General features: G+C 42.5%; 13 protein-coding genes. 5 read left to right on the forward strand and 8 right to left on the reverse strand.

What is annotated here, in order from left to right:
- Positions 1-13 precede the first annotated feature (13 nt).
- From GC102_RS14725 to GC102_RS14750, 6 genes are all read right to left on the reverse strand, one after another.
- Positions 14-1,834, reverse strand: a complete 1,821-nt coding sequence (locus GC102_RS14725; protein WP_171690209.1) for an ABC transporter substrate-binding protein — start codon at positions 1,832-1,834, stop codon at positions 14-16.
- 60 nt (positions 1,835-1,894) lie between these two features.
- Positions 1,895-2,878: an ABC transporter ATP-binding protein gene (locus tag GC102_RS14730; protein ID WP_171690210.1), complete on the reverse strand. Its 984-nt coding sequence runs from the start codon at positions 2,876-2,878 to the stop codon at positions 1,895-1,897.
- A complete protein-coding gene (locus tag GC102_RS14735) occupies positions 2,875-3,846 on the reverse strand; it encodes an ABC transporter ATP-binding protein (protein ID WP_246320924.1) in 972 nt (323 codons plus the stop codon). The genes GC102_RS14730 and GC102_RS14735 overlap by 4 nt, the downstream gene beginning before the upstream one ends.
- Before the next feature lie 15 nt (positions 3,847-3,861).
- On the reverse strand, positions 3,862-5,370 hold the full coding sequence (locus tag GC102_RS14740; RefSeq protein WP_171690255.1) for an ABC transporter permease: 1,509 nt from the start codon (positions 5,368-5,370) through the stop codon (positions 3,862-3,864).
- A gap of 12 nt (positions 5,371-5,382) precedes the next feature.
- Positions 5,383-6,855: an ABC transporter permease gene (locus GC102_RS14745; RefSeq protein WP_312883276.1), complete on the reverse strand. Its 1,473-nt coding sequence runs from the start codon at positions 6,853-6,855 to the stop codon at positions 5,383-5,385.
- 278 nt (positions 6,856-7,133) lie between these two features.
- A complete protein-coding gene (locus GC102_RS14750; RefSeq protein WP_171690212.1) occupies positions 7,134-8,483 on the reverse strand; it encodes an LLM class flavin-dependent oxidoreductase in 1,350 nt (449 codons plus the stop codon).
- A 191-nt stretch (positions 8,484-8,674) separates the two neighbouring features.
- On the opposite strand from GC102_RS14750, the gene GC102_RS14755 reads away from it, so the two are divergent.
- From GC102_RS14755 to GC102_RS14765, 3 genes are all read left to right on the forward strand, one after another.
- Positions 8,675-9,460, forward strand: a complete 786-nt coding sequence (locus GC102_RS14755; RefSeq protein ID WP_171690213.1) for a methionine ABC transporter ATP-binding protein — start codon at positions 8,675-8,677, stop codon at positions 9,458-9,460.
- The gene (locus GC102_RS14760; protein ID WP_171690214.1) at positions 9,457-10,125 is read left to right on the forward strand and encodes a methionine ABC transporter permease; all 669 of its coding nucleotides are present in this window, start codon (positions 9,457-9,459) and stop codon (positions 10,123-10,125) included. Before GC102_RS14755 ends, GC102_RS14760 begins: the two co-directional genes overlap by 4 nt.
- A gap of 75 nt (positions 10,126-10,200) precedes the next feature.
- A complete protein-coding gene (locus GC102_RS14765; protein WP_171690215.1) occupies positions 10,201-11,088 on the forward strand; it encodes a MetQ/NlpA family ABC transporter substrate-binding protein in 888 nt (295 codons plus the stop codon).
- An 82-nt stretch (positions 11,089-11,170) separates the two neighbouring features.
- Here the strand turns inward: GC102_RS14765 and GC102_RS14770 are convergent, their stop codons facing one another.
- A complete protein-coding gene (locus GC102_RS14770) occupies positions 11,171-12,409 on the reverse strand; it encodes an MFS transporter (RefSeq protein WP_171690216.1) in 1,239 nt (412 codons plus the stop codon).
- Between the two features lie 285 nt (positions 12,410-12,694).
- Between GC102_RS14770 and GC102_RS14775 the strand changes: the two genes are divergently transcribed.
- Positions 12,695-14,296 (forward strand): sensor domain-containing diguanylate cyclase, encoded by a 1,602-nt coding sequence (locus GC102_RS14775; RefSeq protein ID WP_246320926.1) that lies wholly within the window; start codon positions 12,695-12,697, stop codon positions 14,294-14,296.
- Positions 14,297-14,374: 78 nt separating this feature from the next.
- Here GC102_RS14775 and GC102_RS14780 read toward each other — a convergent pair whose 3' ends face one another.
- Positions 14,375-14,590, reverse strand: coding sequence for a hypothetical protein (locus GC102_RS14780; protein ID WP_171690218.1), 216 nt, complete (start codon positions 14,588-14,590; stop codon positions 14,375-14,377).
- Positions 14,591-14,714: 124 nt separating this feature from the next.
- Here GC102_RS14780 and GC102_RS14785 point away from each other — a divergent pair, with 124 nt between their 5' ends.
- Positions 14,715-16,181, forward strand: a complete 1,467-nt coding sequence (locus GC102_RS14785; protein WP_171690219.1) for a spore germination protein — start codon at positions 14,715-14,717, stop codon at positions 16,179-16,181.
- Positions 16,182-16,184 lie beyond the last annotated feature (3 nt).

Genomic DNA, 16,184 nt, shown 5'->3' on the forward strand with positions numbered 1-16,184 from the left:
TATCACCCTTCACTTATTTACTTTCACTGTACTTCTTCAAGAATTCCTTCACTTTGTTAGGATCCGCCTTCAACTCCAAACCTGTTTTAACCAAAGGCGTTAACGTTGAAACTGCCTTAAACTTATTGTTATTATACGTTTTAATAAGCTCATCTTGATTAATGGCATACAAGACTGCTTTTCTCAAATCTTCACTTTTGGATACTTCTCGGTTGTTCAAGTTAAACAGGAGATAAGCTACCCCATTGCTTTCAAGCGTTTGCAGCTTGAGCTTGCTGTCATTTTTCACTAAATCAAATTTAGTTTCCGAAACACCGTAGTACACATGAATCTCGCCGCTTCTTAATGCCGATAACGCGCTATCCGCATCTTTGATGAAACGTACCACGACTTTAGAAATCTTAGGCTCGTATTCCGTACCTATTCTGTAACCTGGATTCTTATAAAATACCGCTTCATAATCATTCTTGTAAGAAAGAATGTAAGGACCGCTGGCCGCGAGTGCATTGTTATACTTTGCGCCTTCTGTTACTGTCGCTTGATCACCGTAGGAAATATCCTTATTCACATCATACTTGGCCACATCAAATGTATTAATACTTTCGACCTGCTTCTTCGAGACAATACCTGCTGATTGATGCGCCAAATAGTTCAATACTTGCGGGAATGGTTCTGTCGTCGTTAATTTAACAACTTGGTATTTCCCAGATTGATTGTTAACATCCGTCTTATTGCCCGACAATTCGCTGATCGGAGACTTCAATCCTTTTTCAAGAACTTCTTTAATCGTGCTGTTTGACCCTGATTGTTTGACAGATGATAACGTATTTAGATCGGTTACAATCTCGACACTTTTGATATGCTCATGCAAGCTGTACGTTCTGTGGTCTGGAACAGAGTCCTTGTTCTTAGCACGGTTTAGGGAGAATACCACGTCTTCAGCGCCTACTCGATCTTTGGAGTCGACAGCTGCTTTCGCTTGAATTTTGGCAAAATTGATGTCATCCCTCAAGAGGAAATAATACTCTGAATTGCCATTAGCAATGGCGAAGTTATGGGATAACGCTCCATCTGCCGTAATTTTGTCATCATCAGTCAAATTAACCAGCCTTACATACATGTTCGTGTTCAGCATGTTAATCGATCCATCATTCCCTTTAATCGGATCAAGAGAGGTTAAACTTGCAATACTTTGTTGTAAAATTAACGGATCCTTATCCCTTTTGGATGTATCCGCGAAATCGATAGCTTCCCATACCATCGATCTTGATTTGGACAGTCGTACGGAGCTATCGTTCAATACATTCTTATTTAAGCCTTGGTTCTTCAACGATACATATAGAGGAGCGATATACGCTTTATCAAAGACCAAACGCTGCTCCAGTTTTTCATAAGTTGCCTTATACTGTTCAGGTGTTTGAGACGCTGCCGTATCTATTAACTTGTCGATTTCAGGATCGCTGATCGGTCCTTTATTATAATCTCCACCTGTTTTGAACAAGGATCTTACCGCATAATCTGGATTTCCGGTTACTGTCGTCCAACTGGAGATGGCAATATCAAAGTTGCCCGCCTTTTGCTGAGCTGTAAAGCTACCAAAGTCGGGCTGTAGGTTCAATTTCACATTGAAACCTGATTTGGATAGCTGATCCCGAATGACGTTGGCATCTGTTTCATTGCTGCTCATTGTAAGCAGTTCGATATCCACCGGTTTCTGAACGTCAGCGGGTTCCTTACTTGTCTCTGCGACAACATCTTTCTTCGTTGCAATTGAGCAACCTCCGAGTACAAGCATACTACTTAGTAATAGTGCGGGTATGGCTCTCTTTTTCATCTAAAATCCTCCCAGTAATTGTTGTATAGCTATATATAACCCACTCAAATAGTTGAGGAATTAATGATAATGAAGTAGTCCTTGAGCAAATTCTTCAACCCTATGACAGGCAACAAAATGGTCATCTTCAATTTCCTTAAATTCAGGATCTTTCTCCAGACATGCGTCTTGAACGAAAGGACACCTTGGAGCAAAACGGCAGCCCGGCTTCGGATTAATAGGAGATGAAATTTCCCCCTTCAGAATGATCTTGTCCTTCTTCTCCTTCACGTTGACAGACGGGATCGCCGATAAGAGAGCCATGCTATAGGGATGCAGCGGCCTTTTGAAAAACGCCGACTTAGACGCTTTCTCAATCAGCTGGCCTAGGTACATCACGCCGACATGGTTGGAGATATGTTTGACGACGGACAGATCATGGGAAATGAACATATAAGTTAGCCCCAGCTGCTTTTGCAAATCCACCATCAGATTGAGAATTTGCGCTTGGACGGATACGTCGAGTGCACTGACTGGTTCATCACACACGATAAAGTCAGGATTAATGGCTAAGGCTCTAGCGATAACGACCCGCTGCCTTCGTCCTCCATCAAATTCATGCGGGTACGCATTGTAAGCTCTTTGCGGCAGCCCGATCAAATCCATCAACTCTGCTACTCTGGCTTTACGTTCTTTGTCTGTTTTGTAAAGTTTAAAGAAGGTTAATGGCTCCTCAATGATTTGCGAAACCGTCAATCTTGGATTTAGAGAAGCATACGGGTCTTGGAAAATAATCTGCATATGCTGTCTCATTTGCCGCATTTCCTCTTTACTGAAGGTGGTAATGTCCATATCCTTAAACAAGATATTGCCTGCTGTCGGTTCATGTAATCTTAAGATGACTCTTCCTAAGGTACTCTTCCCACACCCGGATTCCCCTACAATCCCTAAGGTCTCACCCTTCTTCACGCTAAAAGAAACATCATCTACGGCATGCAGTAAGCCTTTTGGAACGGCAAAATGTTTTTTTACGTGTTTGATCTCTAACACATTTTGTGAACTCATGCCAACACCTCATCTCGTAGTGAGAAATGGCATTTGCTAAGATGCTCTTCTCCCTGCATCCCCGGTGAAATGGTTTCACAAATGTCCGCTTTGTATTTGCATCTAGGGTGAAAGTAGCAGCCTTTCGGCAATGAGGCAGGACTAGCCATAGTTCCTTCAATTTGAAATAACCTGGATTGATCTTCCTCGAGCTTGGGTATCGATTCGAAGAGCCCTCTAGTATAAGGATGCTTAGGATTGGTGTACACTTCTTCAACCGTGCCAATTTCGACGATTTCCCCGGCGTAAATGATGGCAACTCTGTCGCATGTCTCCGCAACAACACCCAGATCATGACTGATTAATATCATGGACATGTTATATTTTTTTCTTAGCTGCTTTATAAGCTCGAGTACCTGAGCCTGAATAGTTACATCCAAGGCTGTCGTAGGTTCATCTGCAATCAACAATTCCGGATTGCACAGCAGCGCCATCGTGATCAGCACCCTCTGCTTCATGCCACCGGAAAATTGATGCGGGTAATCATTGTATCGGTCCGCCTTTACCCCAACGGTTTCCAACAAATCGATGACCTGCCTTTTGGCTTCCGCTTTACTCACCTTGGTATGCGTAATGACCACTTCGGCTAGTTGATCGCCAACCCGCATAATCGGGTTTAACGCCGTCATCGAATCCTGAAAGATCATGGAAATTCCGTTGCCTCTGAGCTGTTTGTTCTCTTTTTCTGTGTTATGAATTAAGTTCTTCCCGTTAAAAAGAATCTCACCCTCTACGATTATTCCGGGAGGGTCGGGGATCAGTTGAATAATCGATAGCGCTGTTGTCGTTTTCCCTGCGCCTGTTTCGCCGACCAGACCCAGACTGTCCCCTTTCTTGATTGCCAGATTCACACCATTTACAGCCTTAATTTCGCTATCCTCCGTCACGTAATGAACGTGGAGATTTTTGATTTCTAGTATGTTGTCCAATGTTCCATCCATCTCCTATTTCAACTTCGGATCCAAGGCATCTCTAAGCCCATCCCCAAAAAAGTTAAAGGATAACACCATCATAATGATCGCCAGCCCTGGGTAAACGGCCAAATACGATTTGGATTCCAGATAATCGCTTCCTATTTTCAAAATATTACCCCACTCCGGGATATGAGGCTCAACGCCCAGGCCTAAGTAACTTAAACTGCTGGTAGAGATGACAGCTACACCTATCGTCAACGTGGCTTTCACAATAATCGGTGCCAAGGAATTCGGAATAATATGTTTGAAAATAATGATATGATCCTTCGCTCCACACGCTCTAGCCGCTTCAATAAACTCATAATTCGAAACGCTTAAAACCGTCGCCCGCATAGTCCTCGCATAGGTAGGGATGTATCCGATACTAAGCGCTAGTATTAAATTAGTTGTATTAGCCCCGAATGCTGCCACAATTGCAATGGCTAGGAGCATCCCCGGAACCGCATATAAAATATCTAAAGCTCTCATAATGAAGTTATCGATGTACTTGCCGTAATAACCGGATAAAGCACCCAAGCATCCACCCGCAAGGACCGGGATTAATGTCGAAATGAAACCTACTAATAATGAAATTCGTCCGCCGAACACAATTCTTGTAAACACACATCTCCCGAAATCATCCGTTCCAAACGGATACTCCAGACTTGGAGGCAGTAGAAGTGTTGAATAATTGTTTTCTATCGCAAGCGTATACTCGAAAGTAAAATAGCTGCAGATCGATATGGAGAGCAGAACTGTGATGAATAAAAGACCAAGTACAGCCATGGAATTTCTAAATAATCTTCGCAAAATATCAATCCACGTCACGAGTATCTCCTTGTTGTCATTCTTAATTTTGGATAACAACGTAAATCCTAGAAGCAAGGAGAATATATTGCCTGTAATCGAAGTGACGAGTAACAGGTAAGCCAGGGGTACAAGCCTGCGATCCACCGCTCCGTTCTTCACAAAGACAGTGATTATAAACATGGAAAGGACATGTAAGATGCTGATCCCGATAAGAATGCCCATGCCTAGTAAAAACAAATTAGAAACGTAGGGTTTGAATACATTCAGACCTGAGATACTGATGATACAAAAGTTCGTCAAAGCCATATAAATGGCTAGTGTATATTCAATCGATTTTTCTTTTTTGATCATGTCGAGCGCAGCGATCGCAACGAATATATTCCCTGTCAGCAGAGCAACAATCAGTGAAAATCCGAAGATCCGAGTCGACGTTTTGATCGCATTTCCATCCAAGACATCCTTTTTGATTTTCACCGAAACGAGCAGCTGTAACAGTCCGAAAATCAAATAGATACCTGCAAAAGTAAGAAATGGAATATGTATGGTCCGCTCGAACAAATCGTAACCATTGAATAAAAATAAGATGGATATTACAAGAGAAGAAGACCATGCAAAGTTAGAAAGCTTGTATTCCTGAAAAGCTTTCAGTTTGCGTTTTGTCTCACGTTTCATATAGTGTTGTTTGCTCATCATGCACCCGCTTTAGTAGTCTCTCATTTTGGATCTGATTCGGGGGTCTAGGAACGCATACAATAGATCTACCAGCAAATTGACCAGTGAAATGGTCACGGCTACATAGATCACCCCAGCTAGAATGCCCGGAATATCTGGAATAAACTGCTTATCTACGATATAGCTGCCAATCCCGTTGATATTAAATACTTTTTCCGTTACAGCAGCGCCGCCGAGCATACCGCCAAACTGTAATCCGATCACAGTGACGATGGGAATAAGCGCATTGCCGAGTGCGTGCTTTAAGATGACTTTGCGTTCATTCAATCCTTTGGCTTTAGCCGTAACGATATAATCTTGATGAATCACCTCGAGCGTGGAAGACCTTGTCATCCTAGCTACCGATGCTGCGAGTCCCGTCCCTAACACGATGGCTGGATTGATTAAGGATAGCCAATTGTCCGGATTATAGGTGGCTGGCAGCCAGTTTACCTTAATAGAAAAATTCAATATGGCTACGAGCCCCTGCCAAAAATCCGGGATCGATAAACCAATTAATACAAGTAACATGAAGCCATAATCGAAGAAAGAATACTGCCTTGTTGCCGAAATAAGACCAGCAGGTATAGCCATAAGAATGGCGATGATTAATGAAATCACCGTTAATTTCAATGTGATCGGAAGCTTGCGAGTAATCTCTGTTGACACCATTTCGTTCCCGGAGAATGACTTGCCTAGATCAAAGGTAATGAGTCCTTTAAAGGAGTTCCACAATTGAATGAGATAAGGCTGATCCAGCCCGTAAACCTCATTGAATTGATTCAATTGATCCGGTGTTGCCGTCTGACCTAGTATGTTAGCCGCAGGGTCCAGAGGAGATAAATATAGAATCGTGAAGACTAGAAATGTGACTCCGAAAATAACAAACACCATCATGACTAACCGATCGAACACATATTTCAGATATGGCTTGCTGTAGATGTAAATGATCAGGTACATCAATAATCCCGGAAGTAGTGAAGCCATAAAAAATAACGGATTCGAGATCAGCATTTTAAAAGTACCGCCATAAGTAACTTTATTAACCCCGCTAACTCTCATGACTTCCTCTACTTTTTTCGTAACCTCTTCATGAAAGACGTTGTCTGCGAATCGTTTCGCCTCTTTTTGAAGCTTGATTGTGCTAATCGGTTTATTAAAAAATAAATACTTGTTAGTAAGCTGTTTTCTAGCCTCCTCTATAAGTCGGTTTTCATATCCCTCTTGACGATAACGATTTACTGTCTCCTCTCTAATCTGCAAATATGGATCGGATTTCTTTCGAACGAGATAAATAAGGGTCACAATCAGATTGACTGGCAGTCCCGATACAAAAAGCAGGAACTTGTACAGTGAGTTCCTTAGCATCTTTTCATAGGTGCTGCCGATCTGTTGTTGGATGTTTCGATTGTTACTTGTATTCGTGTTTCTCAGCGCCATACGATTCGTGTGGGTAGTTGCCATGGAACAGCCTCCAAATGTGAAAATGCAAAAAAGACAACAAGAAACAAACTGGATCAGTTTGCTTCTCGTTGTCGAGTTAGCTGTATTTATTATCCAAAGGTTAAATAATAATAATTGTACTTCATCCTGCTATGAGGATGCGTTGGGGTGCGAAATGTATGTCCAGTATATCTGGTACATCAAACGTCTTCAATTCCTAGTTATTTAGTATGAATTACAACCCTTGGTTAATTCTATTAAAAACATCTGCAACAGTCAACAGTAAATTTGGAACCAGATTACTTATTGGATGCCGACTGCGTTAAGCTATACCGATTTGGGGGCACTGGCAAATTCAGATGATCACGAAGCGTATCACCTTCATATTCGGTCCGGAACAATCCTTTCTCCTGCAAAAGTGGGACGACCAGATTTACAAAATCCTCCAAACTGCTCGGCAAAAGCGGTGACATCAGCATAAAGCCGTCTACTGCTCTTTCAACAAACCATTTTTCTAAATTATTGGCTATTTTTTCAGGCGTTCCTACAAAGTCGTTGACGGTATATGACCCGGTTAACAAAGAATATAGTTCTCTAAGAGTTGGGTTTTCTTTGATAACGAAAGGACGAAATTTCTCATATTCGAATCGTACACCCGTCAGTTCGCCAAATCCAATATCAAGCGTTCTGGTTTCGAGCGTATGCTCACTTAAATCCAAACCTCCAAAATAATCGGTCAGGAACTTTAAGCCTGTTTCGTCGGTTATTAATGATTCCAAGTAGGCAAGCTTCTGCTGCGCTATCTCATCGGTTTCCCCAATAATCGGCGAAATGCCCTGTAGAATATGCACTTCATCCGCGGAGCGGCCGAAGGAGACGACCTTACTTTTGAATGAACGGTAAAATTCTTGAGAGTCCTCGAGGCTATTTTTATGTGAAAAAATAACCTCTGCGCTCCTAGCAGCGAACAGTTGTCCAGGCTCCGAGGATCCGGCTTGCACCAGCACTGGGTGTCCTTGTTTGGAGCGATGAATATTTAACGGCCCCTGCACCGAGAAAAACTCGCCTACATGGTCCAGCTTGTGAAGCTTGCTGCGGTCAAAAAACTGGCCGCTTTCTTTGTCGCGAATGAAGGCGTCATCTTCCCAGGAATCCCATAAGCCTTTGATCACGTCAATAAATTCTTCAGCCCGCTTATATCGATAGCTATGCTCATAATGCTCACTGCCATTGAAATTCAATGCTGTATTCCCGGACAAATCTCTAGTCGTTACTATGTTCCAACCAGCTCTACCCTTGCTGATATGATCAACGGACATGAATTGTCGCGCCAGATTAAAGGGTTCTACGTAAGAGGTGGAGGCTGTCGCAACAACGCCAATCTTCGAGGTTGCCCCTGCTAAAGCTGTAATTAAGGTGATAGGTTCATAGCGGGTCAAAATATTCGGATGCGACTCCTCATTGATAGCCAAGCTATCCGCAATAAAGGCAATATCAAACTTTCCTCTCTCCGCAATTTGAGCCAAATGTTTGTAGTAATCAATATCTATGCTGGCATCCGCCTGAGCATCAGGATGTCTCCAAGATGCTACATGCATACCGGTTCCCACCAAATAGGCGGACAGTTTTATTTGTCTTTTACGAGACATGAGGCTTCCTCCTTTAATTCCAAGTAATACAATGAATTTAATTTGTTTTAATTTACCACCCTCCCCAATAACCGTCAATCCCAGGATGAAAAGCCTGAACAAGCGGTGAAAGAAATATTCTTGACAGAATTTAAGGCGTCATTTAAATTAAACTAACACGCTCGGATTAATTGGCATTAAGGAGGGTCACCATGATCGTCATCAAAAATCTCAATAAAACATATCGAACACCCCAATCTGTGTTCACTGCTTTAGAAAACGTCAACCTTGAGATCGAAAAAGGGGATATCTTTGGCATTATAGGCTTTAGCGGTGCAGGTAAATCAACACTAATCCGATGTCTAAACCGGTTGGAGGAGCCTGATTCCGGGAGCATTGAGATCGAAGGCAAGGTCATTACAGACCTCTCAGAGAAAGACTTGCGCCTAGCTAGACTGAAGATCGGCATGATTTTCCAACAGTTTAACCTCCTTGAATCCAAGACTGTATTTGAAAATGTGGCCTTCCCCTTGCAAGTTGCAGGTCATCCCAAATCGTACATTCGCCAGCGTGTTAGTGAAATACTGGAGCTTGTAGAACTAAGCGATAAAGAGAATGCTCATCCATCCCAGTTGAGCGGAGGTCAGAAGCAGCGGGTTGGCATCGCCAGAGCTCTCGCTAATGAGCCAGACGTACTTCTCAGTGATGAAGCGACATCAGCGCTTGATCCTCAAACGACCTACTCGATTCTAGAGCTGCTAAAAGACATCAACCGTAAGCTTAATTTGACCATTGTGCTGATCACCCATGAACTCGATGTGCTGCAGCACATTTGCAAAAACTTTGCGGTTATCGAGAAAGGTAAAATCGTTGAGCAAGGATCCGTGGACAAATTTTTCCTACATCCCGAAAGCGACACTGCCAAGAAATTTGTAAAAATCATTGATTTCTACCGCAATAAGCATCACATCGAAGAGAGGGTGCGAGTCAGCATATGATTCAAGAATTAATCGAATTACTCTGGCCTGCTCTTTTAGAAACACTCTATATGCTGTTTTGGTCTTCCATTTTCGCATTGATTATGGGTACTGCGCTTGGCGTCACTCTAGTAGTAACGGAGAAAGGCGGTATTCTTGAAGCTACGGTGCTCCATAAAGTCATAAGTTTGGTAATTAACTGCATTCGCTCCATTCCTTCTATCATATTAATCGTCCTGCTGCTGCCTTTATCTCGCTTGATAGTCGGAACCACCTTGGGACCTACGGCCGCTATCGTGTCACTTTCGATCGGTATCGCACCTTTCTTAGGAAGGATAATCGAAACATCGCTGAAGGAAGTTGGCATTGGGAAAATAGAAGCGGCAAAAGCCGTTGGAGCTTCCCCGTTTACGATTATTTTCAGAGTGCTTATTCCTGAAGCCCTGCCAGCGCTTGTACGCGGAGTCACGATTGCTATTATCGCCATCACCGAGTTTACTGCGATTGCCGGAGCCATCGGTGCTGGAGGGCTGGGCAGTTTGGCCATTCGCTTCGGATATCAGAGATTTCGTGAAGACGTCCTCATCGCAACTGTCATTATCATTATTCTTCTTGTGCAGATTTTTCAGTGGACAGGAGACTACGTTTCTAGGTCCATAAATAAAAAACGCTTCAAGCTTGATTAAAGCTAGAGCAAGATTGTTCCTATCGGTTTCATTGCATGACCAAATATACATAAAAGAAATAGGAGTGAGTTATCCATGGGTAAAAAGGGATTATTTTCTATCGTTTCATTATTCGTAGCTTTTAGTGTTATCCTTGCTGGGTGCGGTGCCAAGAGCAGTACGGAAGCAGCGAGCAGTCCTAAAGCGTCCTCACCAGCAGCAACTGCGGCAGCACCAAGCAGCGCTCCAACAGAAGCACCAAAAAAAGAAGTCACTTTAACCATCGGATCTGCAGAAATCCCGCACTCTGAAATCCTTAATTTCGTTAAACCGAAGCTTAAGGAACAAGGAATTAACCTCGTTGTTAAAGTCACGGATGAAGGTCTGTTGAATCAGCTGCTTAAAGATAAGCAAATCGACGCGAACTTCTTCCAACATGTGCCTTACTTCGATTCAGTTAAAACTGAAAAGGGCTTCGACTTTGTGAATCCGATCAAAGTTCACGTTGAGCCTATCGGCTTCTACTCCACCAAGCTCAAATCGAAGGATGATATTAAAGATGGCGCGAAAATTGGCATTCCAAACAACCCATCCAATGAATATAGAGCGCTTGTACTCCTTCAGCAGCAAGGATTAATCAAGCTGAAAGACGGTTTGACTACCTACCAGGCAACACCTAAAGACATCGTCAGTAACCCGAAAAACCTGAAGTTTGTGGAAGCTGAAGCCCCTACTTTAGCTAGATCCTTACAAGATCTTGATGGCGCGGTTATCAACACGAACATTATTATTGAGGCTAAAATCGATCCAAAAACAGCCTTGTTCAGAGAAGATGCAAACTCTCCTTACGCCAACGTAATTACCGTTCGCAAAGGTGACGAAAACCGCGATGAAATCAAAAAACTGGGAGCTGCTTTAACCTCTCCTGAAGTGAAAAAATTTATCCAAGACAAGTACGGAGTAGCGGTAGTTCCTGCATTCTAAAAAGGAAAAAGCGTCCTTCAAACCGGTTGTACGGTTTGGTGGACGCTTTTTATAACAGATTGTGCTATTTGAAGTTCGGAAATTATATCAGCTCTTTGCGCGCTTTCAAATATCTATACAATATAAAGCCTGATAAAGCACAGATGAGCGCACACAATCCAATAAATCCGTATCCAGCTTGTAGTCCTCGCAGTAGACCCATTTCACCTTCAGCTCCGTAGAGGTTTTTGATGCCGTTTGTGATAGCTCCAATCGCATAGTTACCGATAACACTGCCGATACCCATGAGGGTAACGGCAAATGTGATGGCGGTTTCACTACTGTGTGGGTATCTCCTAGCAATAAAGGCCATGACCGTAGGGTAAATCAGCGAAATTCCTACCCCTGCGACAGCGAACAGAACAGCAAGTGACTCTCCTCCCCAGATGGCGAGGAAGGTACATACTGCAGTAAATCCAGAAAAAATAATGAGGGATAGATTGAACCCGATCTTATCCGTGACTGGTCCCAGCAGAAGTCTTCCAAGTGAGAAGCATAAGAAGAACGCAGACAACATTCCGGAAGCAGAAACAGGTTCCCACTTATAGGCTTTTTCCAGAAAATTGACCAACCATCCTCCCACAGCCATTTCCGATACAACACCAGACGTAAGAATGAGTACGATTAGCCAAATAGCAGGATCGCGTATCAGCGTTTTGAACGGAATTTTCTCCTCATGCTGCAGATTATCGCCCGGAAAAGAGCCGAGAAATGCTGGAATCATCGGCAGCACTGACAAGGAAAGCATAATGAGATACATCCCCCGCCAGTCTACCATATGCCCGAACAAGCTCACCGACATCAAACCTGACGCGAGCATGGGGGCCGCGATAGAACTGAGCCCATAAAAGAAATGGGATAGGTTCATCATTGTACCGGTATTTTTGACAAAAATGCGAGCTCCAAGAATGGCAAGAGCGATCTCGAGCATACCGTTGCCGATGTACATCAAAAAATAAGACGAGGAAAAAACCGGATAGCTGTGGGAGAAAAAGATAAGGATACCCGAAACCAGCATAGTCCCGAAGGCAAGAAGGCTCACAGCTTTGATACCCAGTCTGCGAGTCAAGTAAGCCGTAAAGGCACAGGCGATCAAATAACCCAACGCATTGAGTGACAAAAGGGAGCCAAGCTGCTTTTCATCCAGATTAAAATCGTATTGAATTAACGGAATTGCTGGACCTTTAATATTTTCTGAGATTCCAAAAATAATGAATCCCACAAAGATGGTTGCTAGCTGCATAGCATAAGTTTTATTTAACCCGCGTATACGTTTGTTCATTGAGATAATTCTCCTAACTTAAAATAAAGCGTATCGAGACATTATTTCAAACCAATTCATATAAATCAACATAAAAATTATAAAAAACCGACTGCATTCGCAGCCGGTTAATTCTTGTTGTATGAATCTGTACCTTCTTTTATCATCGCATTAAAATACCTTTATACGCCTTTAGACATGGTATATGGAAATCCCTTACTGCATTTATAGGTATTTTGTTTTATAATTAAAGCTCGAACATGACGAAATATGTCGAATTCAGTACAAAGGGGGCAGCCAGTGCCTATGCTAAACGAAATAAAAGCAAACCAAAGAAATAAGATTAGCTTGGCCACACTTTTAATAGGGCTGGTCTCCCTATCCGTTCTTCTGACTTTAACCATTCTGCTCGTTGCTTCCTATCAATCGAAAAAAAAATCACTGATCGACACAACACTCACTTTGAATTTTTCAAGTGCAGGCAAAATGAGCCAGACCATAGACTCTTTGTTTAAATCCATGCGTAGCAGCTTGTACTATTCTGCAAGCATTTTTTCAAATATAAACGCCATGAATGCAAATGAAGTATATTCTAATCTAGAATTAATGCGTCATAGCAGCAACTACTTTAATTCCATTTCCGTGGTGGATGAAACGGGACTTGTTCGAAATGTGTCTCCGGAATCCATCGGCACAGCTGGAAAATATATTACAACGGAAGCGGCCAAGGCCGCATTGGTATCGCAAAAGCCCTACCTCTCCAAACCTTACATTACTGCAAATTCCAAGCGCCTCATCGTATTTATGAGCGAACCCATATTCGACAAGGAAGGTATATACCGAGGGTTTATCGGAGGAACTCTTTACCTTGAAGAATACAACATATTGAATATGATCTTCGGGAGTAACCCGACAGATAAAGTAGGTTCATATTTTTACATAGTGGAATCCGACGGTCATGTGCTGTTCCATCGCGACACAACTCGGTTAGGCGAGGATATTAGCGCCAATCAAATCGTTCGAAAGCTTATTCAAGGTCATAGCGGATATGAACAGATGGTCAATTTGAAGGGAGAGACTTTACTAGCAGGATACGTAAAGGTTCCGGAAAATGGTTGGGGTGTAGTTGTGCAGTCGCCAATAAGTGTCGTTTATGAACAATTGCTTCGTCATATAACAGCCATTCTGTTGTATGCGATACTTCCATTTTCGTTATTAATGCTAACCGTCATAGGGCTTGCGCGCAGATTGGCGAAACCTTTTGTATCCTTGGCCGACCTGGTGAGCAAAATCGGTAGAGAAAAAGTCGAACTCCCTGAAGGAAAACAGCATTGGAATAGAGAGCTCGATTTGTTATCAAAAGCAGTTAGATATGCATTAACGGCTATAAAAAAACAGACCGATCAATTGACGCATGATGCAATGACAGATCCATTGACCGGGTTAACAAACCGAAGAACACTCGAAGCAATCATGCATAAATGGATTGAGGAGCAAACATCGTTTTCTATTATTATTATGGATATTGATAGATTCAAATCTATTAATGACACTTATGGTCATCAAGCTGGGGACGAAGTGTTGAAGCATTTCGCAAAAATTATCACTTCAACTGTTCGACCAAGTGATGTGTGTTGTCGTTTCGGAGGTGAAGAATTCATTGCACTTATTCCTCAAGTTGCTGCTGACGATGCTTATCATGTTGCCGAACGAATTCGCAATACACTAGAAAATAATACAAATCCTGTTGGACAGCCTATTACTGTCTCCCAGGGCATCGCACACTATTCTTTGCATTCAGATTCGGCTGAAGAGCTGATTCATATGGCCGACCAGGCCTTGTATAAAGCTAAGGAATCTGGAAGGAACCAGACAATTATAGCAAATGTCAACGAAATGAGTCGTTAAAACAAAGCCAAGGGCAGCTTCCAAGTCAGCATTCGACTTAAGAAGCTGCCCTTTTGTTACAGTTCTACAATATTTCCTTCATTTTCTTTCGGATATAGAATTACGACTTCTTTTAGATATCCATGCCGTTACATAGATCATAAGCAGCGTAGGCACAATCGTCCACAAGCTCACGAGCATAAAAAGCCACAGGTTACTTTGATTTGTCTCAAGCATTTTGCTTCCCGGCAAATAATTGAGAAGAAACAGTGCCCATACAATAGAGGCTATGTTTAAGTACACGAATGGTTTCATATCTATCACCTGAATCCAATGTCCCCGAAAACATCGATTTTTATTCACTTATATAAAGGTTTAAAAAAACTCGCCAAGGAAAAAATAGGAATTAATAACCGAGGGCGGTGTACATTCACATAAGATGAACAATGCTAACCAGACAAATATTCAACTCGACATGCAAGCTAGTATCGATGCGATCAAGGCGGATATGTACGATACAGGTGATTTGGTTGTAAAAAAAATCGAGTTTGAGAACAACAAGGTTATTGGTATCTTGTACCTAGGTGGCCTCGCTGACCCAACCGACTTGTTAAATAAATTAGTGAAATTTCCCGAAATAACAAACGATGAAATTGGGAACATAGATTACTTAGTATCTTTGCTTGAAATTAGAGCTAACAATAGCGTGGAAACCATCGAAGAAGCAGTTGAAGAGTTAATCAGTGGTTGTACCATTTTTCTTTTGGAGGGTGCAACTCAAGCTTTATCTGTAGATACGATTTCCGTCCAAACGAGATCTGTTAAAGAGCCAGAAAACGAAGTCTCGATTAAAGGACCACATGATGGTTTTACCGAGTCGTTAACGAACAACATCGCGTTAGTACGCTTCCATTGCAAATCTTCAAGGCTTAAAGTGGAGTATAAGAAGATAAGTTCATACACGAAGAATACGATTGCCATATTATCCATTCAAGGTATCGTTAGTGATGACATCTTGCAGGAAGTGCATAATCGAATCTCAAACATTCCTGAAGAAGATTTTCTTGATGTCAACTATATGGAGGAATGGTTGACGGATAACAAGTGGACGCTGTTCCCTCTGATAGAAACCACGGAGCGACCAGATAAAGCGGTGGGCGCGCTACTGGACGGAAGAATCGTTATCATGCTAAATGCGGTGCCGGGGGCTTTGATTGTCCCTTATGTATATTTTCAGTCGCTTCAGGTGAGTGAGGATTATTACTGGCGCTATCACGTCTCAACCATTCTTAGGTTGTTACGGTTACTTTGTACCTTTATTACATTGTTCTTGCCCGCTTTCTACATTGCAACGGTAACTTACCATCCTGAGTTCCTTCCAACACCCTTATTAATGAGTGTCGTCCAAGGAAGCGAACCTGTTCCTTATCCTACATTAGTTGAAGTCCTGCTGATGGAGGGAGTATTTGAGATTTTGCGCGAAGCAGGAATTCGGTTGCCTAAGCAGGTTGGTTCAGCGGTCAGTATTGTGGGCGCGCTTGTTCTGGGGCAAGCAGCTGTTCAGGCGGGAATTGTCTCGCCAGAGACGGTTATTCTCGTTGCCTTTACAGGCATTTGCTCCTTTACAATCCCTGCAACCAGTGCTGCCTACGCTGTTCGTTTTGTTCGGTTCTTTGTTATTATCTCAGCAGGAATTTTAGGTTACGTAGGTTTGATGGCAGCTGCCATTCTCATATTTATACACTTATCTTCCTTGCGTTCCTTCGGGGTGCCTTATCTTTCACCTATGGCCCCATTTAATTGGTCCGATAGTATAGATATATTTTTTCGACGTCCACTAACATTGAGCAAAAAACGCTCATCTCTTTTTCGAGTGAAAGGCTTCATGCGCTCTGGAAAGAAATAGTAC

Origin of the sequence: Paenibacillus germinis, assembly GCF_013141785.1 — a bacterium.
In the GTDB taxonomy this organism is placed as follows: domain Bacteria; phylum Bacillota; class Bacilli; order Paenibacillales; family NBRC-103111; genus Paenibacillus_E; species Paenibacillus_E phytorum.